At 74.5% G+C, this 22439-nt stretch carries 19 protein-coding genes and 1 pseudogene; 7 read left to right on the forward strand and 13 right to left on the reverse strand.

The annotated features are described in order from the left end of the window. Positions 1–33: 33 nt before the first annotated feature. A complete protein-coding gene (locus ACGFIZ_RS14160) occupies positions 34–666 on the reverse strand; it encodes a septum formation initiator family protein (RefSeq protein ID WP_393419193.1) in 633 nt (210 codons plus the stop codon). A gap of 29 nt (positions 667–695) precedes the next feature. Continuing rightward, on the reverse strand, positions 696–1979 hold the full coding sequence (gene eno, locus ACGFIZ_RS14165; RefSeq protein ID WP_393419195.1) for a phosphopyruvate hydratase: 1284 nt from the start codon (positions 1977–1979) through the stop codon (positions 696–698). Positions 1980–2190: 211 nt separating this feature from the next. On the opposite strand from eno, the gene ACGFIZ_RS14170 reads away from it, so the two are divergent. Together ACGFIZ_RS14170 and ACGFIZ_RS14175 are read left to right on the forward strand one after the other, a co-directional pair. Continuing rightward, entirely contained in the window at positions 2191–2883 is a 693-nt protein-coding gene (locus tag ACGFIZ_RS14170; protein ID WP_393419197.1) for a hypothetical protein, read from the forward strand. 56 nt (positions 2884–2939) lie between these two features. Continuing rightward, positions 2940–3218 (forward strand): hypothetical protein, encoded by a 279-nt coding sequence (locus tag ACGFIZ_RS14175; protein WP_393419199.1) that lies wholly within the window; start codon positions 2940–2942, stop codon positions 3216–3218. Positions 3219–3335: 117 nt separating this feature from the next. On the opposite strand, the gene ACGFIZ_RS14180 is transcribed toward ACGFIZ_RS14175, so the two are convergent. The 5 genes from ACGFIZ_RS14180 to ACGFIZ_RS14200 form a co-directional block, all read right to left on the reverse strand. Continuing rightward, positions 3336–4955, reverse strand: a complete 1620-nt coding sequence (locus ACGFIZ_RS14180) for a DUF885 domain-containing protein (protein WP_393419201.1) — start codon at positions 4953–4955, stop codon at positions 3336–3338. A 90-nt stretch (positions 4956–5045) separates the two neighbouring features. Further along, complete coding sequence (locus tag ACGFIZ_RS14185) at positions 5046–6044, reverse strand: nucleoside triphosphate pyrophosphohydrolase (protein WP_393419203.1); 999 nt, start codon at positions 6042–6044, stop codon at positions 5046–5048. Next, positions 6041–6814 (reverse strand): hypothetical protein, encoded by a 774-nt coding sequence (locus tag ACGFIZ_RS14190; RefSeq protein WP_393419205.1) that lies wholly within the window; start codon positions 6812–6814, stop codon positions 6041–6043. Before ACGFIZ_RS14190 ends, ACGFIZ_RS14185 begins: the two co-directional genes overlap by 4 nt. A 185-nt stretch (positions 6815–6999) precedes the next feature. Beyond that, positions 7000–10653 (reverse strand): transcription-repair coupling factor, encoded by a 3654-nt coding sequence (gene mfd / locus ACGFIZ_RS14195; RefSeq protein ID WP_393419207.1) that lies wholly within the window; start codon positions 10651–10653, stop codon positions 7000–7002. A 227-nt stretch (positions 10654–10880) separates the two neighbouring features. Further along, positions 10881–11189 carry a hypothetical protein gene (locus tag ACGFIZ_RS14200; RefSeq protein WP_393419209.1) on the reverse strand — a complete coding sequence of 103 codons (309 nt, stop codon included), beginning with the start codon at positions 11187–11189 and terminating at the stop codon, positions 10881–10883. 207 nt (positions 11190–11396) lie between these two features. On the opposite strand from ACGFIZ_RS14200, the gene ACGFIZ_RS14205 reads away from it, so the two are divergent. Then, positions 11397–11624, forward strand: coding sequence for a winged helix-turn-helix domain-containing protein (locus ACGFIZ_RS14205; RefSeq protein ID WP_347665897.1), 228 nt, complete (start codon positions 11397–11399; stop codon positions 11622–11624). 58 nt (positions 11625–11682) lie between these two features. Here the strand turns inward: ACGFIZ_RS14205 and ACGFIZ_RS14210 are convergent, their stop codons facing one another. The 3 genes and pseudogenes from ACGFIZ_RS14210 to ACGFIZ_RS14220 form a co-directional block, all read right to left on the reverse strand. Further along, positions 11683–12213, reverse strand: coding sequence for a hypothetical protein (locus ACGFIZ_RS14210; protein WP_393419211.1), 531 nt, complete (start codon positions 12211–12213; stop codon positions 11683–11685). A gap of 68 nt (positions 12214–12281) precedes the next feature. After that, positions 12282–12590, reverse strand: a pseudogene (locus ACGFIZ_RS14215) (LD-carboxypeptidase); the annotation flags it as partial. Positions 12591–12797: 207 nt separating this feature from the next. After that, positions 12798–13070, reverse strand: a complete 273-nt coding sequence (locus tag ACGFIZ_RS14220; RefSeq protein ID WP_393419213.1) for a hypothetical protein — start codon at positions 13068–13070, stop codon at positions 12798–12800. Positions 13071–13327: 257 nt separating this feature from the next. Here ACGFIZ_RS14220 and ACGFIZ_RS14225 point away from each other — a divergent pair, with 257 nt between their 5' ends. Both ACGFIZ_RS14225 and ppc read left to right on the forward strand, forming a co-directional pair. After that, the gene (locus ACGFIZ_RS14225) at positions 13328–13795 is read left to right on the forward strand and encodes a hypothetical protein (RefSeq protein WP_393419215.1); all 468 of its coding nucleotides are present in this window, start codon (positions 13328–13330) and stop codon (positions 13793–13795) included. Between the two features lie 129 nt (positions 13796–13924). Next, a complete protein-coding gene (ppc, locus tag ACGFIZ_RS14230) occupies positions 13925–16711 on the forward strand; it encodes a phosphoenolpyruvate carboxylase (protein ID WP_393419217.1) in 2787 nt (928 codons plus the stop codon). 119 nt (positions 16712–16830) lie between these two features. Here the strand turns inward: ppc and ACGFIZ_RS14235 are convergent, their stop codons facing one another. Continuing rightward, on the reverse strand, positions 16831–17607 hold the full coding sequence (locus ACGFIZ_RS14235; RefSeq protein WP_393419219.1) for a hypothetical protein: 777 nt from the start codon (positions 17605–17607) through the stop codon (positions 16831–16833). A gap of 54 nt (positions 17608–17661) precedes the next feature. Between ACGFIZ_RS14235 and ACGFIZ_RS14240 the strand changes: the two genes are divergently transcribed. Further along, positions 17662–18816 (forward strand): DNA recombination protein RmuC, encoded by a 1155-nt coding sequence (locus tag ACGFIZ_RS14240; RefSeq protein WP_347665902.1) that lies wholly within the window; start codon positions 17662–17664, stop codon positions 18814–18816. A gap of 362 nt (positions 18817–19178) precedes the next feature. Here the strand turns inward: ACGFIZ_RS14240 and ACGFIZ_RS14245 are convergent, their stop codons facing one another. Then, a complete protein-coding gene (locus tag ACGFIZ_RS14245) occupies positions 19179–19601 on the reverse strand; it encodes a hypothetical protein (RefSeq protein WP_393419221.1) in 423 nt (140 codons plus the stop codon). A gap of 243 nt (positions 19602–19844) precedes the next feature. Further along, entirely contained in the window at positions 19845–20834 is a 990-nt protein-coding gene (locus ACGFIZ_RS14250) for a 4-hydroxy-3-methylbut-2-enyl diphosphate reductase (protein ID WP_393419223.1), read from the reverse strand. A 207-nt stretch (positions 20835–21041) separates the two neighbouring features. Here ACGFIZ_RS14250 and xseA point away from each other — a divergent pair, with 207 nt between their 5' ends. Then, positions 21042–22256, forward strand: a complete 1215-nt coding sequence (gene xseA / locus ACGFIZ_RS14255; RefSeq protein WP_393419225.1) for an exodeoxyribonuclease VII large subunit — start codon at positions 21042–21044, stop codon at positions 22254–22256. Positions 22257–22439 lie beyond the last annotated feature (183 nt).

Raw genomic sequence — 22439 nt, forward strand, 5'->3', positions numbered from 1 at the left:
GTGCCCATCTTTCGTCGGTGCTGGATCGGGTGGTCAGCCGGCGGGGCGCTCGGCGTTCGCGGCGTGGACGCTGGACCACAGGGTGTCGTACCAGGGTTCCGGGTCCGTGGGCGGTGCGGGCGGGGCACCGCCGGCGGCGTCCCGGGCCGCGCCCTCCGGGTCGTACAGCACGATCACCGGCACCTCGCCGGGGTAGACCATGCCGAAGCGCTCCCGGGCCTGGATGCGGATGTACTCCTTGTCGCGCCACTTGGCCGCCCGGTCCGACAGTTTGGCGATGTGCTCGCGCTGGGCCTCCTGGGACGCCTGCATCCGCTCGATGTCGGCCTGCTGGTCGAGGTAGACCCGGACCGGGTAGGTGTACGCGAGGGCGAGCGCGATCAGCACCGCGAACAGCACGGTGGCGCGCCCGGTGAACCGTCGGGGGTGGGGTGCGGAGACCCGCTTGACCCCGCCGCCGGCCCCCGTACGACGGGCCGCGGCGGGACGGTTCGCGGAGCGTACCCCGTCGGTGGCCCGCACCGTGCTGGGCGACCGGCCGGCGGCGCGCTGATCCGCGCGGACGCCGTCGCGGGCCGACCCGCGCGCGCGGGACCCGCCCGGCCGGCCGGGGTGACCCGGCCGGCGGGCGGGGCGCTGACCGTTCGGCGTGCGCCGCTGCTGCATCGACACCCCTCCCCCGAAGGCTGCCCGTCTCAGGCGGAACGGTAACGCGGGAACGCGCCCGCCCCGGCGTACCGCGCCGCGTCGGCCAGCTCCTCCTCGATGCGGAGCAGCTGGTTGTACTTGGCCACCCGGTCCGAGCGGGCCGGGGCGCCGGTCTTGATCTGGCCGCAGCCGGTGGCGACCGCCAGGTCGGCGATGGTGGTGTCCTCGGTCTCGCCGGAACGGTGGCTCATCATGCACGTGAAGCCGGCCCGGTGCGCCAGGTCCACCGCGTCCAGGGTCTCGGTGAGGGAGCCGATCTGGTTCACCTTGACCAGGACGGCGTTCGCCGCCTTCTCCGCGATGCCGCGGGCGATGCGCTGCGGGTTGGTGACGAACAGGTCGTCGCCGACGATCTGGATCCGGTCGCCGACCGCGGCGGTCAGCGTGGCCCAGCCGCTCCAGTCGTCCTCGGACAGCGGGTCCTCGATGGAGACGATCGGGTAGTCGCCGATGAGCTTGGTGTAGTAGTTGCTCATCTCCTCCGCGGACTTGGCGCTGCCCTCGAAGGTGTACGTGCCGTTGTCGAAGAACTCGGTGGCGGCCACGTCGAGCGCGAAGACGATGTCGGTGCCGAGCCGGTAGCCGGCCTTCTCGACCGCCTCGGCGATCAGGTCCAGCGCGGCGGCGTTGGTGGGCAGGTTCGGGGCGAAGCCGCCCTCGTCGCCGAGCCCGGTGGAGAGGTCCTTCTTCTTCAGCACGGACTTCAGCGCGTGGTAGACCTCGGCGCCGGAGCGCAGCGCCTCGCGGAAGCTGGGCGCGCCGATCGGCGCGATCATGAACTCCTGGATGTCGACGTTCGAGTCGGCGTGCGCCCCACCGTTCAGGATGTTCATCATCGGCACCGGGAGCAGGTGTGCGTTCGGGCCGCCCAGGTAGCGGAAGAGGCTCAGCTCGGCGCTGCCCGCCGCGGCCTTCGCCACCGCCAGCGAGACGCCGAGGATGGCGTTCGCGCCCAGCTCGGCCTTGTTGTCGGTGCCGTCGATGTCGAGCATCTTCTGGTCGATCAGCCGCTGCTCGCTGGCCTCGTAGCCGACCAGCTCGTCGACGATCCGGTCCTCGATGTTGGCGACCGCGTTCTTGACACCCTTGCCCTGGTAGCGGTCGGCGTCACCGTCGCGCAGCTCGATCGCCTCGAAGGCGCCGGTGGAGGCGCCGGACGGCACCGCGGCGCGGGCGATCGTGCCGTCGTCGAGCCCGACCTCGACCTCGACCGTCGGGTTGCCCCGCGAGTCGAGGATCTCCCGGGCGACGATTCCCTCGATGGTTGCCACTGAGTCGCTCCTCGTTTGTGTGTTCCGGTCCGATATGGGCCGCGACGGTGCGGCTGAGGCAGGTGTTGAAACGCAGCGTATCGGGCCACGGTCCGGCGTACCGCGTCGGTCGGCGCACCCATCGGGCCGCACGTCGGACATTCCCGGATTCTCGTGCCTCAACCGGCAACCGGTTTGCGCGACGTGGTGCCGATCGACAAGGCTGGTCGGCATGCCCGCCGTTTCGACGACGTTCCGCGCGCTCGCACTGTCGGTCATCGCGTCGCTCACCGTCACCGGCTGCCAGGCCCTCGACGACGCCGGACGGGCGATCGGGCGGGCGGACCTGGTCAACGACCTCGCCGCCCGGCTGGACCAGGCGCTGGAGTTGACCTACTCCGCCGACTACCAGCTCCCCGCCGGGCGGACCGCCTCGATCGTCCAGGCCCAGGGCCCGGCCCGCTCGGCGTACACCTGGCCGGGCGGGAAACTGACCGTCACCGTCGAGGCCACCGCCCAGTGCGAGACCGACCGGGCCAGGGCGGTCTGCACGCTGCTCGCCCCGCCCGCGCCGAACGCGAAGCCCGCGGTGGCCCTGTTCGCCGAGGCGAAGCGGCGCGGCCTGGCCACCCCGCCGGTGGTGGTGGGGCTGCTCACCGAGGCCGCGCTCGACCCGCAGGCGGTCATCACGCAGAGCGACACCACCCTCGCCGGCCACCACGCCACCTGCGTCGACGTACGCCGCTCGGCCGGCGACTTCTCCGCCTGCGTCACAAACGAGGGCGCGCTCGGCAGTTTCACCGGCGAGCTGGACGGCTCGCCGGTGGAGCTGGCGCTGACCCGCTGGTCCGAGCAGATCGACGGGGCCAGCTTCGAGCTGCCGCCCGGGGCCGGCGTGGTGGACCGCCGCTCCGCCAACCCGTGACCCCGCCGGTGGAGCCCGCCACCCCGCGACCTGCTGGCGCCGCATCCGGCGCCCCGATGGCCGGTCCGGCGCCCGGCTTCGCCGGCACGTCGGCCGCCGGGTTCGCACCGGGGGCGGACCGGCCCGGGCCACCCGTGCCCGACGACCTCGCCCTGCTGGTCGCCGGCTTCACCGCCACCGTGACCGACCCGGCCGCCGAGCCGGTCGTCGACGGCCGGGAACTGGCGCAGGCCAGCTGGTTCCCGCTCGACGCGCTGCCGGCGGAGCTGCCGCCGGCGTACTCGATCTCGCGGTGGCTGATCGACCACCTGGCCGTGCCGCACCCTGGTTCCTGACACCTCCCCGCGCCCGGCGGTCAACGCCCCCGCGGCCCCGGCCGCCGACGCCTCCCCGCGGCCCGGCGGTCAACAGGGGTTCCTTCCCCTGCGGAATGCGTCAAGACGTGCCCTTCCTTACACCCCGAGCAGGGTGCGCAGGTGGCGCGGGGGCGGGCAGTCGTGGGCGAGCATCGCGTCGTGCCAGTCACGGACCGACACCCCGGCGGGGCGGAGCGCGGCGATCTCGGCCACCTCGCTGTACCCGACGAAGTAGGTGGAGAGCTGGGTGGAGGTGAGCAGCGCCCGGCGCCACTTGCCGGCCGCCTCGCCCTCCTCCTGGAAGCCCCGCTCGGTCATCAGCGCCATCGCCTCGGACTCGGGCAGGCCCTCGCAGTGCACCAGCTGGTCGAGCAGCGCGTTGATGGTCATCCGCAGCTGCATCTTGAGCTGCTGCAACCGCACGGGCAGCCCGCCGAAGCCGAGCTTGGCCATCAGCTCCTCGGCGTACACCGCCCAGCCCTCGATGAACGGCCCGGACTCGGCCAGCGCCCGCACCCGGGTGCCGCCGGCGTACCGGCGGGCGTGGGCGAGCTGAAGGAAGTGCCCGGGCATCGCCTCGTGCACGGTCAGGTTGCGGATCATGTGGTCGTTGTACTCGCGGTAGAACGACTCGACCCGGGCCGCCGGCCAGTCCGTCGGGGTCGGCGCGATGCAGTAGAACGTCGGCAGGGCGGCCGTCTCCAGCGGGCCGGGCGCGTCGCAGTACGCCACCGCCACCCCGCGGGCGAACTCCGGCATCTCCTGGATGACGCACGGGTCGTCGACGAGGGTCACCAGGTCGTGCGCGCGGACGAAGTCGGCCGCCTCGTCGAGCGTGACCGAGGCGAGATCCACGACGGTGGCGTCGTCCGGGTGCTCGGCGGCCAGCAGGTCCAGCGCCCGGCGTACCGTCTCGTCGTCGGCCGGCCCGCCGACCAGCTCGACGGCCGCCTCCCGGATCTCGGCGGTGACCCGGTCCAGGTTGGCCCAGGCCCGGCGGAGCACCTCGGCGGCGCCCAGCTCGGTGTCGAGGGTGTGCCAGAGCCGGGCCTCCCAGAGCCGCCGGCCCAGCCGGGGATCTCGCCCCGCCCCCGCGTCGGCGGCCAGGCCGACGCGCAGCCAGGCGACGAACTCCTCCAGCGCGGCGATCGCGGCGGTGGCCGCCGGCTCCACCCGGTCGTACAGCGCCGGCGCCTCGGCCAGCAGCCCCGGCACCTCGTCGCGGATCAGCGCCGCCGTGCCGGTGAACTGCCCGACCGCCGTCTCGGCGTGGACCCGCGGCATGTCGCGCAGCGTCGCGCGGGCGGTGGCCAGGGCGTCCGGTACGGCGGCGAGCCGGCCGGCGAGGTGGGTCAGCCGCACCTCGGCCGGGGCGTACGGGCGGGCGAGCAGGGCGTGCAGCAGCGGACCGGGGTTGTGCCGCAGCGGGTCCCACTCGTACGCCCGGATCTCGGTCGACTCGAACAGCTCCCGGTCGACCAGGGCGCTGAGCAGGGCGTGGTCGACCCGCTCCTCGATGTCGAGGGAGTCCGGGTCCAGTTCGGAGAGTGCGTTCGCGGCGTCGATCAGCATCGCCCGGTCGGCGGCCACCGCCTCGGCCGACAGGTCGGGCAGCCGGTCGTCGGCCCGATGATCCCCGGCCCACGACGCCATGGCAGGCCGACTGTCCAGCAACGCATCGACGACGCTCTCGGCAAGCGCAGGAAAGGGACGCACGTCCCCGACCCTACCGACCGCCCCCGACTCTTCGGCCGATCATGGAGTTGACGGAGCGAATTGTCCGGCTCGCCGCCGCCAACTCCATGATCAACTGGCCGCTGTCGGTGGGGGGACGGCCCCGCGCTCCGCCGTGCGGACCGCCTCCGCGTACGACAGGGCCGCGCGGCGGAGTGCGGCCTCCGGGTCCAGGTCCGCCTCGCGGGCGGCGGCGACCGCGGCGAGCAGGCTCGCGCCGAGGCGGGCCTCCGGGTCCACCTGGGACTCGGCGAGCGGCGGCGGGACGGCCAGCCCGGCCCGGCCGGCGCGCTCCAGGATCTTGGCGGCCAGGGCGAGCGCGGGCAGGCTCGGGGCGATGCCGTCCAGCACGGACTCCCGGGCCTTCTCGGCCCGCTTGATCCGCTCCCAGGTGGCCGTGATGTCGTCCAGCGTGCCCGCCTCCGCCCCGGCGAAGACGTGCGGGTTGCGCCGCACCATCTTGTCGACCAGGGCGCCGGCCACGTCGTCGACGTTCCACCGCTCGCCCTCGGGCAGCTCCTCGGCCAGCCGGGCGTGCAGCAGCACCTGGAGCAGCACGTCGCCCAGCTCCTCGCGGAGCGCGTCGGTGTCGTCGGCGCCGATCGCGTCGTACGCCTCGTAGCACTCCTCGATCAGGAACGGGGCCAGGCTCCGGTGGGTCTGCGCCCGCTTCCACGGGTCGCCCCCCGGCGAGGCCAGCCGGTCCATCACCTCGACCGCGTCGAGCAGCCGGGCGCCCGGCGGGTCCCACGAGCCGTACATCAGTTCCAGCTCGGCCAGGCCGGGCTGGCGGGCGAGCCGCAGGCCCAACTCCCGCGCCAGCGCCTCGTCGCCCGCCGGGCCCGCCAGCCAGACCGCGACGCCCTGCGCCGCCGCCGCGTCCAGCAGGGCCTGCGTGGCCGAGCCGTCCACCACGGTCACCGCGCCGCCCGCCACCCGCACCGCCGCCGTCAGCGGGCTCTCCGCCCCGGCCAGCACCGGGTTGCCGCGTACGGCGTCCCAGGCGGCGGCGGTCAGCAGCCCGGCCGGCAGCCGGGGCGAGGTGACCAGGAGGACGATCCGGGCGGTCATGCCCCGGCTGCCGCCGACGCCGCCGGGGTCTGCGGGGTGGAGATGTCGGTGACCGGGCCGTCGTGGTCGATGTACGGCAGCGAGTAGAAGACCAGTGCCTGGCCGGTGCTGACCACCGACGGCACGCCGATCGGCCGGTACCGCGGGTTGATCGACGCCCCGGCCCGCTGCGCCTCCTCGCGCAGGGCCAGGCTGAGCGCGGTCGCCTCGCGGACGAAGCCGGCCTGGCCGAACGCCTCCCGGACCTGGGCCACGGTCAGCCCCGAGTTGATCGCCCCGGTCTTCTCGATGGCGTGGTAGACCGCCATGATCGCGTCGTCGCTCAGCTCGGCCGGGGGCAGGCTGGCGCCCAGGGCCTGGGAGACGTCGATCCACTCGGCCCAGAGCCTGGCGTACTCGGCCTCCGCGGGCACCCGGAGCTGCGGTGCCAGCTGCTCCGGCGTGACCTGGTCGGGCACCGTGACGCCCTTGGCGGCGACCACCCGCCGGCCCAGCTCGATGCTGACCAGCAGGTTCAGCACGTCCTGCCGGGTCACCGCGGCGCGCTGCTGCTCCGGCGGCGGGGTGGCGCCGGTCTGCGCGGCCTGGGCGCGGACGGCGGCGCCGTACGTCGCCTGGACGTCGTCGTAGATGTCGTCCACCCGGGCGACCGAGTACGTCGTGTCGCCGACGTACGCGGCGACGCTCGGCGCGGACTTCCCGCACGCACCGAGGGAGAGGACACCGAGGGCCGCGACGGTGGCGGCGGCGATGAGACGGCGAGCACGCATGACGGTCACTCTCTCATGCGGTCCGCACCGGTTGTGACGCCGCCCACCAGGAACGTGCCGGTCACCGGGCCCGCGGGGCCGCCGCGGCACCGCCTACCGGGCGCCGGGCCGCTGCGGCACCGCCTACCGGGCGCGCCGGGCCGACGCGGCACCGCCTACCGGACGCCGGGCCGACGCGGCACCGCCTACCGGGCGCCCGCCCCGGCCGGCTGCGCCGCCTGCACCTCCCCCAGAACGTCGACGAGCAACTGCGCACACCACTCCAGCAGGGCCTGGTCGCGCAGCGGCTCGCCGCCCACCCGACGGGTGCTCGGGCGGGGCACGCTGACCTGGTCGGCCGCCTGCTTGTAGACCGCGTCCGGGTGGTAGCGCTTGAGCCGCAGCTGCTTCGAGTCGGGCAGCGGCAGCGGGCTGAACCGGATGTGCTTGCCCTGCATCGAGACGTCGGTGAGGCCGTACCGGCGCGCCAGCAGCCGGAACCGCGCCACCGCGACCAGGTTCTGCACCGGGGCGGACGGCTCGCCGTACCGGTCGGTCATTTCCGCGACGACCTCGCGCAGCCGTTCGGAGTCGCGCGCCTCGGCGAGCTTGCGGTACATCTCCAGCCGCAGCCGCTCCACCCCGACGTAGTCGTGCGGCAGGTGCGCGTCGACCGGGAGATCAATTCGGACGTCTTCCACCGTGCCGTCGGACTCCTGGCGCTCGCCCTTGAACGCCTGCACCGCCTCGCCGACCATCCGCACGTACAGGTCGAAGCCGACGCCCTCGATGTGGCCGGACTGCTCACCGCCGAGCAGGTTGCCCGCGCCGCGGATCTCCAGGTCCTTCATCGCCACGTACATGCCGGCGCCCAGCTCGGTGTGCTGGGCGATGGTCGCCAGCCGCTCGTGGGCGTGCTCGGTGAGCGGCTTCTCCGGCGGGTAGAGGAAGTACGCGTACGCCCGCTCCCGGCCCCGGCCCACCCGGCCGCGGATCTGGTGGAGCTGGGCCAGGCCGAGCAGGTCGGCGCGCTCCACGATCAGGGTGTTGGCGTTCGGGATGTCGATGCCGGACTCCACGATCGTGGTGCAGACCAGGACGTCGAACTCCTTCTCCCAGAAGCCGACCATCACCTTCTCGAGCGCGTCCTCGCTCATCTGGCCGTGCGCCACCGCGACCCGCGCCTCGGGCACCAGCTCGCGGATGCGCCGGGCCGCCCGGTCGATCGACTCGACCCGGTTGTGCAGGTAGAACACCTGCCCGTCGCGCAGCAGCTCGCGGTGGATGGACGCCGCCACCTGCCGGTCGTCGTACGCCCCGACGAAGGTGAGCACCGGGTGCCGCTCCTCCGGCGGGGTGGCGATGGTGGACATCTCCCGGATGCCGGTGATCGCCATCTCCAGGGTCCGCGGGATCGGGGTGGCCGACATGGCCAGCACGTCGACCGAGGCGCGCAGCGTCTTCAGGTGCTCCTTGTGCTCGACGCCGAAGCGCTGCTCCTCGTCGATGATGACCAGCCCCAGCGACTTGAACCGGGTGGCCGCCTGGAGCAGCCGGTGGGTGCCGATGACGATGTCGACGGTGCCGTCCGCCACCATCGCCAGGGTCTGCTCGGACTCCTTCGGCGTCTGGAACCGGGACAGCTGCCGGATGGTGACCGGGAACTGGCTCATCCGCTCGAAGAACGTGTTGTAGTGCTGCTGCACCAGCAGGGTGGTGGGCACCAGCACCGCCACCTGCTTGCCGTCCTGCACCGCCTTGAACGCCGCCCGCACCGCGATCTCGGTCTTGCCGTACCCGACGTCGCCGCAGATCAGGCGGTCCATCGGGACGGTCTGCTCCATGTCCCGCTTGACCTCCTCGATGGCGGCGAGCTGGTCCGGCGTCTCCTGCCAGGGGAAGGCGTCCTCCAGCTCCCGCTGCCACGGGGTGTCCGACCCGAACGCGTGCCCCTTGGACGCCTTGCGGGCGGCGTAGAGCTGGATGAGCTGCGCGGCGATCTCGCGCACCGCCTTGCGGGCGCGGGCCTTGGACTTCTGCCAGTCCGCGCCGCCCATCTTGTGCAGGGCCGGCTGCTCCCCTCCGACGTACCGGGAGAGCTGGTCGAGCTGGTCGGTGGGGACGAAGAGCCGGTCGCCGGGCTGGCCGCGCTTGCTCGGGGCGTACTCGATGACCAGGTACTCCCGGGAGGCGCCGTTGACCGTACGCTGCACCAGCTCGACGTACCGGCCGATGCCGTGCTGCTCGTGCACCACGTGGTCGCCGGCCCGCAGCTCCAACGGGTCGATGGTGTTGCGCCGCCGGCTCGGCAGCTTGCGCATGTCCCGCGTCGAGGTGCCCCGGCCGCCGGTGACGTCGTCGCCGGTGAGCAGCACGAACCGGGACGCCTCGGCGACGAACCCGGCGATCAGCCGGCCGCAGGTGACGACCAGCTCACCGGGGCCGGGCGGGGCGGTCACCTCCTCGGTGAACCGGGCGCCGAGGCCGGCGTCGCGCAGCACCTCGACGGCCCGCTGGGCGGGACCGTGCCCCTCGAACACCAGCGCGGTCGACCAACCGTCGCCGGCCCAGCGCTTGAGGTCCTCGACCACCCGGCCGGTCTCGCCGTGGTAGAGCGGGGCGGGCTGGGCGGCCAGGGTCACCACGATCGCGTCGTCGGGGGTCACGTCGACCTCGCTCGGCGCGTCCTCCCACGGCTGCCGGGCCGGCGTCGCCTCCGCTGCGACCAGGCCGAACGGGGCGAGGGTCCACCAGGGCTGGCCGAGGGCGCGGGCCGCGGCGCGCACGTCGGCCAGGGTGCGGAAGGCGGCGGCGTCAAGGTCGACCGGGGCCTGGCCGCCGACCGCCGCGGCGGCCCAGCTCGCCTGGAGGAACTCCTCGGAGGTACGCACCAGGTCGTGCGCCCGGGTGCGGATCCGCTCCGGGTCGCAGAGCAGCACGTGCGTGCCGGCCGGCATGCAGTCGAGCAGCAGCTCCAGCGCGTCGGGGCCGACCAGCGCCGGGGCGAGCGACTCCATGCCCTCGACCGGTACGCCCCCGGCCAGCTTGTCGAGGATCTCGGCCAGCTCGGGGTGGTTCACCGCCAGGGCGGCGGCCCGCTCCCGCACGTCCGGGGTGAGCAGCAGCTCCCGGCACGGCGGCGCCCAGAGCAGCGGCACGGTCTCGATGGTCCGCTGGTCGGCGACGGCGAAGGTGCGGATCTCCTCGACCTCGTCGCCCCAGAACTCGACCCGGGACGGGTGCTCGTCGGTGGGCGGGAAGACGTCGAGGATGCCGCCGCGCACGGCGAACTCGCCGCGCTTGGTGACCAGGTCGACCCGGGCGTACGCCATGTCGGCGAGCCGGCGGGCGACGGCCTCCAGGTCGGCCTCGTCGCCGGCGGCGAGCCGCACCGGTTCCAGGTCGCCGAGGCCCCTGAGCTGCGGCTGGAGCAGCGAGCGGACCGGCGCGACGACCACCCGCAGCGGCCCGGTGCGGCCGTGCGCGTCGGCGGCGTCCGGGTGGGCGAGCCGGCGCAGCACCGCCAGCCGCCGGCCGACCGTGTCGGAGCGGGGCGAGAGCCGCTCGTGCGGCAGCGTCTCCCAGGACGGGTACACGGCCACCTGCTCGGCCGGCAGCAGGCTGCCCAGCGCCGAGGCCAGGTCGTCCGCCTCGCGGGTGGTGGCGGTCACGGCCAGCACGGGCCGGCCCGCCCCGCCAGCGGACTCGTCCGCGGCGACGGCTGCCACCGCGAACGGGCGCAGCGCCGTCGGGGCGGTCAGGTCCAGCCCGTCGACCTGGGCGGCACCGGAGCGCGCCAGGTCACGCGCCCGGGCCAGCCCGGGGTCGGCCAGGGCGGCGGCGAAGAGTCCGGTGAGCATCTCGAGATCACTTCCAGGAGGTCGGCGCACGACGACGACCCCGCGTCCGGCCGGACGGGGGGTTCCACGACCACCAGCCTATCCCCGCCCCCCGGCCCTGCCCCGCACTCCGCCCGCTGCGTCGGGGCCGTTCGCCGTTCGCCGTTCGCGCCAGTTCCCCGTCATCGCGGTGTCCGAGCGCGCCGGATGCCGCCACGTCGGGGAACTGGAGTCGATCACTTCAAGGCTCACGCGGCGTGCAGCGCTCCCGGATCGAGCTGACGCAGCAACCGCTGGCACAGGTCGGCCAGCGCACGGGACTGGGCCAGGTCGACCGGCCACCGCTCGACGTCCGAGCCCGCGGAGAGTTCCAGCAGAAGGCCGGACGGCGGGGTCTTCCCGACATCCATCCGCCATAGGCCGATCCTGACCTGGATCACCTCGTCGCCCCGGACGGCGGCGCCGATCAGGCGGGACAGGTGCAGGTCGTTCGGGCCGGCACAGTCCGGGCCACGCAGGCACCACGGCGGATGGCCAGTGTTCGATAGATTGCTCATGGGCCGGGGGTCCTTCCCGGTCAAGGCCCGGGGAGCGGAGTGCCACCTCCACCCCGGGCCGCTCTGTTGGCTGAGGAGACCTGCCACGGTCACCCCGATCAACCTATGACTACCTGTCATGTCAGGTCACCACCTGTCACCACATTTCATTGACGCTCTACCGGCAGCCGTGATCACATGGGCGTTACCTGCCCCGGAAGTCAGCCCATGCCTGCGTACACGAAGAAACAACGTCTCATCGACACCCTGACCGAGCGCATCGAGTCGGGCGAGTATCCGCCAGGCGCGAAGCTGCCCTCCGGCACCGAACTCTGCGCCGAGTTCGACGTGTCCCGCCAGGTGGTGCGCTCCGCCGTCGACTGGCTCAAGGCACGAGGACTCGTGGAGGGTGCGCCGGGCGCGGGCGTCTTCGTCCGCGCTCACCCCTCGCAGTGACCCGGCCCCACACTCGCGCCTGCCATCCTTCGCGCGCAGTTTCACGGAAGTAGTGGTCTCAGGCGCCCCGCGAGGCCGCAACTTCCATGAACTTGCGCGGATCTTGGCGCGGCGGGCGGGGCGGGCGCGCGAAGTCCCACGCCTTGGCCCGGCCGACGAGCACCGCCGGGAAGCCGGCGAGCAGGCCCCGCTCCCCCATGTTGCGCAGCATGCGGTACACCTCGGTCGCCGACGGCAGCTCCTCCGACGTCTCGAGCAGCAGCACCGAGCCGGCCAGTTCGGCGTTCGGGGCGACCCGGTCGGCGGCCAGCAGCCAGTGCAGGATCTCCAGGTTGCCGCCCCAGGTGCGGCCCCGCACCACCCGCTCCGGCCCCTGCCAGTGCCAGCCCTCGCCGGGGAACATCGGCGGCTCGCTGTCGAGCGTCGCCGGGTCGCGCCAGTCGTTCGGCTGGTCGCCCCACTCGGGCGCGGGCGCGAGGTCGTACCAGCCGGAGGTGAACAGGGCGGCGCGCAGCGAGTCGAAGGTGAGCGGGTGCGGGGCGCCCGGCCGGCCGAGGTGCACCATGACGGACCCGCCGTGGTACGCCACGATCCCGAGCCGGTGCAGGTGGTTGAGCAGTTGGTGTTGTCGGAGTAGGCGAGGAACGGCTTCGGGTTGGCCCGCAGCACGTCGTCGTCCAGGTACGGGGTGACCGTGATCTGGTCGTCCCCGCCGATGGTGGCGAGCACCGCCGTGATCGACGGGTCGGCGAAGGCGGCGGTGAGGTCCCGGGCCCGGTCGCGCGGTTCGGCTCCCAGCACCCGGGTGGTCGGGTACTCGACCGGTTCCAGGCCGAACTCCTCGCGCAGGCGGCGCAGGCCCAGCTCGTACACGTGGGGGAAGATCGCCGGCAGCCCGGCGGCGGGGGACACGACGGCGACGCGGTCACCGGGCCGGGCCTTCGGCGGGTAGCTCAGGGGCTGCATGCACAGACGCTACCGAGCCCCGCGACCGCTTTTCGGCGCTCGGACTGCCGCCCGACCGGGGCGCCGCGAAACCCTACAAGCCCGTCATATCACCCCCTAGGCTGGCGACGTGACCCAGGAGCCCGACGCCCCGGTGCGCGCCTGGCTCCCCCGCGCGGCCGCGCTGCTGGTCGGCACCCTGGCGCTCGCCACCGCGTTCATCGCCGCCTACGTGGGGGCGCTGCACAAGCCCACGCCACGCGACGTGCCGGTCGGGGTGGTGCTGGGCGACCAGCGCGCCCAGGCGGTCATGGCCGCCGTGCGCGGCCGGACCGACACGATCAAGCCCGTCGGGTACGACGACCCGGGCTCCGCCGACGACGGGCTGACCGCCCGCGAGGTGTACGGGGTGGTCACCTCCAGCCCCGACGGCGGGCTGCGGCTGGCCCTCGCCAGCGCGTCCGCGCCGGCCGCCACCGAACTGGTCGCCCAGGTGTTCACCGGGGCCGCCCAGCAGGCCCGGCTCCCGCTCCAGGTCGTCGACGAGGTGCCGGTGGAGCGCAGCGACCCGCGCGGGCTGGTGCCGTTCTACCTGACGGTCGGGTACGTCCTCGGCGGCTACCTCGCCTCGACCGCGCTCGGGCTGCGCACCGGCACCGCGCCCCGCGGCCTCGCCCGCGCCGGGCTGCGCACCGGCACCGCGCCCCGCGGCCTCGACCGCGCTCGGGCTGCGCACCGCCGCGCTCGCGGCGTACGCGGTGGCGCTCGGCGTGGCCGGCGCGCTGGTCGTCGGACCGGGGCTGGACGTGTGGCGCCACGACGTCCCGGCGGTCGCCGCCGTCGGGGCGCTCGCCGTCTTCGCCGCGGCGATGGTCGCCGCCGCCGTGCAGGGCTGGCTCGGCCTGCTCGGCACCGGGATCGTCATCCTGCTGCTGGTGGTCCTCGGCAACCCCGGCTCCGGCGGCGTCTACGCCCCCGAGTTCCTGCCCGACTGGCTGCGCGGGATGCACCGGTGGAACGTGCCGGGGCTGACCACGGACCTGATCAAGTCGGCCGTCTACTTCGACCGCCGGGCGGCGGGCTGGCCGGCCGGTGGCCTGGCGGTCTGGGCCCTGGCCGGCGTCGTGGGCTTGCTCACCGCGGCCCTGGTCCGGGGCGGGCGCGCCGCCGCCCCGCGGGCCGTCGCCACCCGTGCCACCAGCGACGATGCGCGGCTCGACGGCTGAGCGGACGGCACCGGTCGCCCGTCCCGGAGAAGGGGACGCCCTCGCCCCCTTCCGCTCCCCCGGGCCGGCGCGGATACGATCCAGGAAGTCGGACAGCGCTGTCCTTCGTACTCGTGGAAGGAGCGCACCGTGACCGACCAGCACGACCACGACGGGCCCGACGCCGCGCTGCGGGCCGACATCCGCCGCCTCGGCACGCTGCTCGGGCAGACCCTCGCCCGGCAGGAGGGCCGCCCGCTGCTCGACCTGGTGGAGGAGATCCGGGCGCTCGTCCGCTCCGACGCCCCCGCCGCCGCCCAGCGGCTCACCGGGCTCGACGTGACCACCGGCACCAAGCTGGCTCGCGCCTTCTCCACCTACTTCCACCTGGCCAACATCACCGAACAGGTGCACCGGGCCCGCGACCTGCGCCGCCGCCGGGCGATCCAGGGCGGCTGGCTGGACCAGGCGGCCAAGATGATCGCCGAGCGCGGGGTGCCCGCCGAGGAGATCGCGGCGGCGGCCCGCCGCCTCGCGGTACGGCCGGTGTTCACCGCCCACCCGACCGAGGCGGCCCGTAGGTCGATCCTGTCCAAGCTGCGCGCGATCGCCGACGAGCTGGACGCCGAGACCACCAACGCCATCCTGTACGGGGCCAGCGACGAGGGGCCCGCCAACCGGCGCCTGGCCGAGCTGCTGGACCTGATGTGGCAGACCGACGAGCTGCGGCTGGACCGGCCGGACCCGACCGACGAGGCCCGCAACGCGATCTACTACCTGCGCGACCTGTACGCCGAGGCCGCCCCGCAGGTCCTCACCGACCTCGCCGACACGCTGCGCGTCCTGGGCGTGGAGACCTCGCCGACGGCCCGCCCGCTGACCTTCGGCACCTGGATCGGCGGCGACCGGGACGGCAACCCGTTCGTCACCCCGCAGGTCACCGGCGAGGTGCTGCGCATCCAGCACGAGCACGGCATCGAGGCCACCGAGAAGGCGATGGACCAGCTCATCAACGAGGTCTCGGTCTCCCGCCGGCTGCGCGGGGTGTCGCTGGACCTGTCCGCCAGCCTCGCCGCCGACCTGGACGCGCTGCCCGAGGTGGCGCCCCGGTTCCGCCGCGTCAACGCCGAGGAGCCGTACCGGCTGAAGGCCCGGTGCGTGAAGGCGAAGCTGACCAACACCCGGGAGCGGCTGCGGCAGGGCACCGCGCACGTGCCCGGGCGGGACTACCGGGGCTCCGCCGAGCTGATCGCCGACCTGGAGCTGCTGCGCGCCTCGCTGGCCCGCAACTCCGGCCAGCTCACCGCCGTGGGCCGGCTCGCCGCCACCATCCGTACGGTGTCGGCGTTCGGCCTGCACCTGGCGACCATGGACGTCCGCGAGCACGCCGAGGCGCACCACGCGGTGCTGGCCCAGCTGTACGCGGCCGTCGGCGAGGTGCCGGACTACGCAAGGCTGAGCCGGCTGGAGCGCACCAAGCTCCTCGCCGACGAGCTGACCGGCCGGCGTCCCCTGTCCACGCTGGACACCCCGCTGACCGAGGGCGCCCGCAAGACGTTCGACGTGTTCGGCACGATCCGGGACGCCCAGGACCGGTTCGGCGCGGAGGTCATCGAGTCGTACATCATCTCGATGACGCTCGGCGTCGACGACGTCCTCGCGGCGGTGCTGCTGGCCCGGGAGGCCGGGCTGGTCGACGTGCACAGCGGCCGGGCCCGGATCGGCTTCGTGCCGCTGCTGGAGACCCCGGCCGAGCTGAACGCCGGCGGCGACCTGCTGGACGAGCTGCTGTCGCTGCCCGCGTACCGGGCCCTCGTGGCGGCCCGCGGGGACGTGCAGGAGGTGATGCTGGGCTACTCCGACTCCAACAAGGAGGCGGGCATCACCACCAGCCAGTGGTCGATCCACCGGGCGCAGCGCGCGCTGCGCGACGTGGCGGCCCGGCACGGGGTGCACCTGCGGCTGTTCCACGGCCGGGGCGGCACCGTCGGGCGCGGCGGCGGCCCGACCCACGAGGCGATCCTGGCCCAGCCGTACGGCACGCTGGACGGCGCGATCAAGGTCACCGAGCAGGGCGAGGTCATCTCCGACAAGTACAGCCTGCCGGCGCTGGCCCGGGAGAACCTGGAGCTGACCATGGCCGCGGTGCTCCAGGCCACCCTGCTGCACACCGCGCCCCGGCAGCCCGCCGAGATGCTGGAGCGCTGGGACGCGACGATGGACGTGGTCTCCGAGGCGGCGTTCCGGTCGTACCGGTCGCTGGTGGAGGACCCGGACCTGCCGGCGTACTTCTGGGCGTCCACCCCGACCGAGCTGCTCGGCGCCCTGAACATCGGCTCCCGGCCGGCGAAGCGCCCGAACACCGGGGCGGGGCTGGCCGGGCTGCGGGCCATCCCGTGGGTGTTCGGCTGGACGCAGACCCGGCAGATCGTTCCCGGCTGGTTCGGCGTGGGCTCGGGGCTGGCGGCGGCCCGGGCGGCCGGCCTGGACGACGTCCTCGCCGAGATGCACCGCAACTGGCACTTCTTCCGCACGTTCCTGTCGAACGTGGAGATGATGCTGACCAAGACGGACCTGACCATCGCCCGCCGGTACGTCGAGACGCTGGTGCCGAAGAAGCTGCACCCGATCTTCACGATGATCGAGGCGGAGTACGAGCTGACCAGGCGGGAGGTGCTGGCGGTCACCGGCGAGTCGGCCCCGCTGGAGAACTCGCCGGTGCTCCAGCGCACCCTCGCGGTGCGGGACACCTACCTGGAGCCGCTGCACCACCTACAGGTGGCGCTGCTGCGGCAGTACCGGGACTCGGGCGCGGCCGGCCGGGCCGTGGCGACCGCCCCCGGCGGCCGGCGACCGCCGAGCGACGGCACCGCCCTGGAGCGGGCCCTGCTCACGACGGTCAACGGCATCGCCGCCGGCATGCGCAACACCGGCTGAGCGGTGGGGAAGGGCCCCCTGTCGATGCGTTCCGCGCAGCAGGGGGCCCTGTTGCACCGCTGGAGGCGGCCGGTGCGATCCAGGCCCGACGCGGCGGCGGAGCGGAGAACGCCGGGCGGCTACCAGTCGCCCCCGCCGAAGTCCCCACCGCCGAAGTCCCCACCGAAATCGCCGCCGCCGAAGTCTCCCGAGCCGCCGAAGTCGCCGGCCTGGTCGGCGCCGAAGTCGCCGGCCTGGTCGGCGCCGTCGTCAAACCCCTCCTGGTAGCCGGCCTCGTAGCCGTAGCCCGGGTCGGCGAACGCGGGGGAGAACAGCGCGTCGGCGATCAGCATGCCGCCGAGGACCCCGGCGCCGGCCCCGAGCGCGGTCTTCCACCACGGCGTCGAGTACCAGCCGGCGGGCACCGGCCGGCCCTGGTAGCGCCCACCCGGGTAGTAGTAGGGCGTGTCCCGGCCGGGCCGCGGGCCGGCCTTGAAGACCTGCCCCTGCACGTTCACCTGGCGCTCCCGGGTCAGCTCCCCGGTGCCCTGCGCGGCGGCCAGCGGAGGCAGCTCCGGGCCGGGGTCGAGGCCCAGCGCGATCCGGGCCGCCCGGACGTACGCCAGCCCCTCCAGCGCCGTCTCCCGGGCCAGCCGGTACTGCTGGACCGTCCGTGCCTGCTCCAACTGGCCGCCCGCCGCGTTGTACCGCTCGCCGGCGTCCACCAGCGCCTGGCGCACCGCCGGGTCGTCGCCGTGCAGGTTCATCACCTGCCCGCCGAGGCGCTCGTACCACCGCAGCGCGTCGGCCCGGACGTCGGCCAGGCTGCGTGCCTCCCGGGCGGCGCGCTCCTGGCGCCACCAGACGAGCCCGCCCACGAGCAGCGCCAGCAGGAGAAGCACGAACAGGATCCGCATGTCTTCGAACGTACCCGGCGGCGTCACGTCGTACGCGTTTGGCAAGCTCGGGGAATGAGCTTCTCGACGCTGGCCGTGGTGGTGCTCTGCCTCGCCGCGGGCGGCGGGCTGGGCTGGTTCGCGGCCCGGTCCCGGGCGGCGGCCGAGATCGCCCGGCTGGAGGCCACCCTCGCGGCCGTCCGGGAGGGCGAGGGGCGGCTGGAGCAGTCGATGCGGGCGCTGAGCTACGAGGCGACCGCGCAGTCGCAGGAGGCGGTGGCCCGGGCGGTGGCCCCGCTGCACGACACCCTGCGCCGGTACGAGTCCCGGGTCGCCGAGCTGGAGCGCGACCGGGTCGACGCGTACGCCGAGCTGCGCGAGCAGGTCCGGGCCATGAGCACCGTCTCCGGTGAGCTGCGCACCGAGACCAAACAGCTGGTGGCCGCGCTGCGCGCGCCGCAGGTGCGCGGCCGGTGGGGCGAGCACCAGCTGCGCCGCATCGTCGAGGCCGCCGGACTGCTGGAGCACTGCGACTTCGACGAGCAGGTCACCGCCGCGACCGACCACCAGACGGTACGCCCCGACCTGGTGGTCCGGCTGCACGGCGGGCGCTCGGTCGTGGTGGACGCGAAGGCGCCCTTCGACGCGTACCTGACGGCGATGGAGGCCCGCGACGAGCGTGGCCGGAACGACCACCTCGACGCGCACGCCCGGCACCTGCGCGCGCACGTCGACGCGCTGGCCGCGAAGTCCTACTGGGCGGCTTTCGACCCCGCCCCCGAGTTCGTGGTGCTGTTCGTGCCGGCCGACCCGTTCCTCGACGTGGCGTTGCAGCGCGACCCGGCGCTGCTGGAGCACGCGTTCGCCCGCAACGTGGTGCTCGCGACGCCGGCCACGCTGGTCGCGCTGCTGCGTACGGTGGCGTACTCGTGGCGGCAGGAGGCCCTGGCCCGCAACGCGGTGGCGGTGCACACCCTCGCCCGGGAGCTGTACGGCCGGCTGTCCACGTTGGGCGACCACGTGGGCAAGCTGGGCTCGGCGCTGGGCGGGGCGGTGACCGCGTACAACCGGGCGGTCGGCTCACTGGAGGCGCGGGTGCTGGTGAGCGCGCGCAAGCTCGCCGAGCTGGGCGTCTCCGACCAGGAGCTGGCCACGCCCGCACAGGTCGAGGTGGCGCCCCGGCAGCCGCAGGCACCGGAGCTGGTGCCACCCCCCACGACGCACCCCTGACCCCACCCACCGGCCCACCAGCCCACCGCCGCCCGCCCTCGCCCGCCACCGGCCACCCGCCCTCGCCCCGGCGATCGCCCGCCCTCCCTCGCTCCGGCGATCGCCCGCCCTCCCTCGCTCCGGTCGATCATGGAGTTGACGGCGCCAGAACGGACATTCCGTCACGGTATCTCCATGATCAACAGAGGAGACGGAGGAGGCCGGGCGGCGGCGGGCGGGGCGGAGGGTGCGGGGGCGGAGGCGGCGGGGGCGGGGGCGGGGGGTGCGGGCGGCGGGCGGGGCGGAGGGTGCGGGGGCGGAGGCGGCGGGAGCGGGGGGCGGGGGGTGCGGGCGGCGGGCCGGGGCGGCGGGGGCGGGTGGGGTCAGGCGCGCCGGGCGGACTCGACGACGAACGGGGTGCCCTGCTGGCAGGTGCTCAGCATGCCGGGCTTCGGCTGGCCGGAGACGGTGACCTTCGCGCCCGCGGCGAGCACGTTCGCGGGGCCGCCGATGAGCTGGTAGCCGTCGAGCAGTCGGCAGCCGGGCTCCACCCCGGCCTCCACGACCCCGGTGAGCGTCATGGCGCCGGGGCCGGGCGGGCGGCTCGGGCCGGTCGGGCGCGTCGCGGGCGGCTGTGCCGTCGGAGCCGCCGGGGCGGTCGGGTCCACCGAACCGGTGCCGGGCGGGGTGGTCACCGTCGTCCCGCCGGAGGGACTGGGGGCGGCTTCGCCGACCCCCTCGCCGCCGCAGGCGCCCAGCGCCGCGCAGACGACCAGGGCTACCAGGAGCGTCCGAGGAGTCTTCATACCCGTTCGGACGCACCGCGCCCGTGATCCGTTCCGGCAACCACAGGCGTCCCGCGCCACCGGCAGCCGGGAGAACCGGCCCGGGAGCCTCGGCCGGCGCGAGGCGACCCGGAGAACAGGCGCGGCCGGCGCGAGACGGCGCGAGGATCAGGCGCGGCCGGCGCGAGACGGCCCGAGGAACAGGCGCGGCCGGCGCGAGACGACCCGAGGAACAGGCGCGGCCGGCGCGAGACGACCCGAGGATCAGGCGCGGCCGGCGACCGCCGCCTTCATGTCCCGCTTGAGCTCCTGCGGCAGGGAGAAGGTCAGCCGCTCGTTGGCGGTCACCACCTCGTCCACGTCGGTGAAGCCGCGCTCGGCGAGGTGCGCCAGCACCTCCTGGACCAGCTCGTCCGGAACGCTGGCCCCTGAGGTGAGGCCGACCGTCGTCGCCCCCGCCAGCCAGGCGTCGTCGATCTCGTGCGCGAAGTCGATCAGGTGGCCGGCGCGGGCGCCGGCGTCCAGGGCGACCTCGACCAGCCGCACGGAGTTCGAGGAGTTGCGCGACCCGACGACCAGCACCACGTCGCACTCCGGCGCGATCTCCTTGACCACGTGCTGCCGGTTGGAGGTGGCGTAGCAGATGTCGTCGCTGGGCGGCGACTGGAGCAGCGGCAGCCGCTGCTTCAGCCGGGCCACCGTCTCCAGCGTCTCGTCGACCGACAGCGTCGTCTGGGAGAGCCAGACCACCTTGGCCGGGTCCCGCACGGTGACCTTGTCGGCGCCGTCCGGGCCGTCGACGAGCTGGATGTGCGCGGGGGACTCTCCGGTCGTGCCGATGACCTCCTCGTGCCCCTCGTGGCCGATCAGCAGGATGTCGTAGTCCTCCGCGGCGAACCGCTTCGCCTCCTGGTGCACCTTGGTCACCAGCGGGCAGGTCGCGTCGATCGCCTTCAGCGAGCGCGCCTTCGCCTGCTCGTACACCTCGGGGGCGACGCCGTGGGCGGAGAAGATGACGGTGGCGCCCTCCGGCACCTCCTCGTTCTCCTCCACGAAGATCGCGCCCTTGGCCTCCAGGGTGCGCACCACGTGCTTGTTGTGCACGATCTGCTTGCGCACGTAGATCGGCGCGCCGTAGAGCTTCAGAGCCTCCTCGACGGTCTGCACCGCCCGGTCGACGCCCGCGCAGTAGCCGCGGGGCTTGGCCAGGAGCACGCGCTTGCCGGTCCGGGACGTCGCATCAGCCTGAGTCACCCGCCCATCCTACGTGCCGCCTCCGCGGGCGACGTCGGCTGCGACCGCCACCGCAGGAGCCGCCCGGGGCTGGCAGAGCGGGCGTCCATATCGCCGCCATGGCGGCATCTCGCGCGCTCGGACACCCCAATGTCGCCGACATGGAGTCGATCAGCATCATCGACGGCGCGGCGCGTGATCGTCGGAGGGTGCCCGTAGGGTGGCGGGGTGAGCGAGGTCCCCAGGAGCAGTGCCGACGAGCCGTGGCCGGTGCGGGTCGTCAGCCAGAAGGTGGGGGCGTGGATCGCCCGCCTCGGCTGGGTGTGGGTGGACGGTCAGGTGGCGCAGATCAGCCGCCGCCCCGGGGCCAGCACGGTCTTCCTCACCCTGCGGGATCCGTCGGCAGACCTGAGCCTGACCGTCACCACGAACCGGGACGTCCTCGACGCGGGCGCGCCGGAGCTGCGCGAGGGCGCCCGGGTGGTGCTGCACGCCAAGCCCGAGTTCTACGCGGCCCGGGGCACGCTGAGCCTGCGCGCCGACGAGATCCGGCAGGTCGGGCTCGGCGAGCTGCTGGCGCGGCTGGAGAAGCTGAAGAAGCTGCTGGCCGCCGAGGGCCTGTTCGACCGGGCCCGCAAGCGTCGGCTGCCGTTCCTGCCGGGCCGGGTCGGGCTGATCACCGGGCGCGCCTCCGCCGCCGAGCGGGACGTGCTCACCAACGCCCGCCGCCGCTGGCCGGCCGTGGAGTTCCGCACGGTCAACGTGGCGGTGCAGGGCCCGGGCGCCGTGCCGCAGATCGTGGACGCGCTGAAGGTGCTCGACGCCGACCCGACCGTGGACGTGATCGTCATCGCCCGGGGCGGGGGCGGCATCGAGGACCTGCTGCCGTTCTCGGACGAGGCGCTGTGCCGGGCGGTCTTCGCCTGCCGTACGCCGGTGGTCAGCGCGATCGGCCACGAGACGGACGCGCCGCTGCTGGACTACGTCGCCGACGTACGGGCCTCCACGCCGACCGACGCGGCCAAGCGGGTGGTGCCCGACCTGGGCGAGGAACTGCGCCTGATCGAGCAGGCCCGGCACCGGCTCCAGCGCGCCGTACGCAACCTCGTCGACCGGGAGTCGCACCGCCTCGACGGGCTGCGTTCCCGGCCCGTGCTGGCCCGGCCGCAGGTGATGGTCGAACAGCGGGCGACGGAGGTCGGCGCGCTGCGCCAGCGGGCCGGGCGCTGCCTGGATCACCGGCTCGGCGCGGCCGAGGACGAACTGCGACACACCCTCGCCCGGCTGCGCGCCCTCTCCCCCGCCGCCACCCTCGACCGGGGGTACGCGATCGTGCAGCGGGCCGACGGGCACGTCGTCCGGGCGGCCGACGAGGTGGCCGGGGGCGACCGGCTGCGGGTACGCCTCGCCGAGGGCGAGCTGGCCGCGACGGTCGAGGGGTGAGCGGGGCGGCCGAAGGGCTGAGCCGCGACGGCCGACGGTCGCCCGGCTGCTGCTGAGGCCGGGCGGTACGGCGGGTGAGCCGGGGTACGGCGGGTGAGCCGGGGTACGGCGGGTGAGCCGGGGTACGGCGGGTGAGCCGGGGTACGGCGGGTGAGCCGGGGTACGGCGGGTGAGCCGGGTACG

Origin of the sequence: Micromonospora sp. NPDC048830, from assembly GCF_043198215.1 — a bacterium.
In the GTDB taxonomy this organism is placed as follows: Bacteria; Actinomycetota; Actinomycetes; order Mycobacteriales; family Micromonosporaceae; genus Micromonospora.